General features: G+C 38.9%; 2 protein-coding genes. Both read left to right on the top strand.

The window, feature by feature from the left end; genetic code table 11:
- Positions 1-131: 131 nt before the first annotated feature.
- On the top strand, positions 132-1,598 hold the full coding sequence (gene istA, locus HMPREF2811_RS05100) for an IS21 family transposase (RefSeq protein ID WP_071408385.1): 1,467 nt from the start codon (positions 132-134) through the stop codon (positions 1,596-1,598).
- Positions 1,595-2,353 carry an IS21-like element helper ATPase IstB gene (gene istB / locus HMPREF2811_RS05095; protein WP_071408384.1) on the top strand — a complete coding sequence of 253 codons (759 nt, stop codon included), beginning with the start codon at positions 1,595-1,597 and terminating at the stop codon, positions 2,351-2,353. Before istA ends, istB begins: the two co-directional genes overlap by 4 nt.
- Positions 2,354-2,423: the final 70 nt, after the last annotated feature.

The following is a 2,423-nucleotide window of genomic DNA, read 5'->3' as shown; positions in this document are numbered from 1 at the left end:
TGTTTATTGTATTCTAAAAAGGGGCCAAAAATCGAAAGAATTGCAGCCGAAAAAGGGACCACCTGCAGTCAATTATCCGCTATAATATTTAGATAGAATTTTTATAGTGGAGGTTGCTTGGAGTGTTAAGTATGACTCTTGAATTTGAAATTATCAGTTGTTATCGTCGAGGAGAAACTAAAAGAGGAATTAGTCGCAAACTGGAGGTAGATAGAAAAACAGTCAGAAAAATTTGTGATGCTTATGACGAGACGCTAGTTAAACTGGGCGAAGCTGAAGACGACCAAGCCCTTGAACGTGCCACAGAGGAATTAGTGTTAAAGAGAAAGTATGATAGCTCTAACCGAAAGAAAACAGCCTTTACTCCAGAAGTAGAGGCAAGAATGAAGGAGTTGCTTGAAGAAGAAAAAGAGAAAACAAAAAGATTAGGTTCACATAAACAAGCTCTAACTGCCGTAGCTGTCGCTGAAATACTCAATGAGGAAGGCTATGATATTAAGTATCGAACGGTCGCTCACTATTGGGGACAATTGAATAAAAAGGCTAAGGAGGCTTTTATACGCCAAGAGTATGAATTAGGATCCCGAGTTGAATTTGACTTTGGAGAAGTTAAGCTGGATATCAATGGAAAGGTGACAACACTTTACCTAGCGGTCTTTGCCAGCCCAGCTTCCGATTATTATTGGGCTTATTTATATACCCATCAGAAACAAGATGTTTTTCAAGACGCACATGTTCGCTTCTTTGAACAGGTAGGAGGTGTTTATTTAGAAGTTGTCTATGATAATATGCGTAACGTTGTTTCAAGATTTATTGGCAAAAGTGAAAAGGAGTTGAATGCTCGTCTGATTCAATTAGCTACTTATTATGGGTTTGATATCAACGTCACCAATTGTTTCAGCGGTAATGAGAAAGGAACAGTAGAAGGCAGGGTTAAAAAGGTGCGTCAAGCTTGTTTCACCAAAGTCTATCAGTTCGATAGTTTAGAAACAGCTTGTGACCATCTCCAATCCCAACTGGTAAAACTAAATGAAAGTAGCCAAATAGAAGCCGAAAAGGAACAGCTCTTATCTTATCGCCCACCTTTTGAATTAGCAGATTTCCATGAACTAAAGGTAAATCGTTATTCCGCTATTCATTATGAACGCAATCAGTATTCAGTACCCGATTACCTAGTTGGAAAAACTGTCCAAGTGAAAGCCTATCATGACCGCTTAGTTATCTATTCTAATGATCAAGAGGTCGCTAGGCATCAAAAAATAGAGGGTTCTCAAGGCTTCTGTCTCGATATCTTCCACTATATCAAAACTTTGAAAAAGAAGCCGGGGGCATTAAAGCATTCACATGCATTGAAGTATAACCCTGATTTGAAAATCCTCTATGAGAAATATTATAGCGATAAACCAAGAGATTTCCTAGAACTACTTGAAAAATATCAAGTTTTAAATCCTGAGGTTCGCATTCAAACCATTGAAGCCAGCCTTCTTTCTTCACTAGAAGAGCCCTCAATGGAGTCGAGTCAAGATGCCATCATCCAGCAGACTCAGCAGACTCTTCATCAATTCAATGACCTTTTCGGTTTGGAGGAAGTTATATGATGAAGATTGTTGAAGCAGCTAATGAGCTAAAATTGGCCTTTCTTAAAGAGAATCACCAGCAATTAATAAAAGAGTATCAAGCCAGAGGATTGAACATTGAAGAGGCCATCGAAGAATGGCTGAATGAAGAAGTGATGCATCGACGGGACCGTAGTCATCAAAGGCGAATCAAAGCGGCTAAATTTAATCAGAAGAAGTATTTGGTGGACTTTGATGACACAGTCTTTCAGGAGCCTGTTAGAAAGGAACTACGGAACTTAAAGACGTTACAATTTATTGAAGAAAAGGAGAATGCCATTTTTATAGGAAATCCAGGAACGGGTAAGACCCATTACAGTATTGGATTAGGGATGGAAGCTTGTTTAAAGGGTTATAATGTCTTATTTGTCAACGCCCCTAATCTAGTCATCCAGATGAAAGAGGCCGTCACTCAGAGTCAATTTTATCGTTTTAAGCAGCGCTTAAAGAAGGTAGATTTATTGATTATCGACGAACTTGGCTATTTATCCTTCGATGAATCGGGGGCTGAACTTATCTTTAATTTATTATCGAATCAGATAGGAAAGGGATCGGTGATTATTACCACTAATTTAACATTTGATCGTTGGCAAGAATGCTTTAAAGATCCTACTTTAACAGGAGCGCTTGTCGATCGTCTCGCTTACAAAGCCCATGTGGTAGATATGCGAGGAGAAAGTTACAGAATGAAGCAAACAAGCCTATGGAAAAAGGGACTAGAGAAAGGAGAAGATTAGCTCCTATTACCACTGCAAGGTGGTCCCTTTTTCGTCAGCAAAGTGGTCCCTTTTTCATTTGACATATACA

Source organism: Globicatella sp. HMSC072A10 (assembly GCF_001811625.1).
Taxonomy (GTDB): domain Bacteria; phylum Bacillota; class Bacilli; order Lactobacillales; family Aerococcaceae; genus Globicatella; species Globicatella sanguinis.
This window is presented reverse-complemented; position numbering and strand designations above follow the sequence as displayed.

Bases quoted from the DNA above. Each gene is read 5' to 3' on its own strand.
- istA (WP_071408385.1), top strand. From the start codon at position 132: ATGACTCTTGAATTTGAAATTATCAGTTGTTATCGTCGAGGAGAAACT.
- istB (WP_071408384.1), top strand. From the start codon at position 1,595: ATGATGAAGATTGTTGAAGCAGCTAATGAGCTAAAATTGGCCTTTCTT.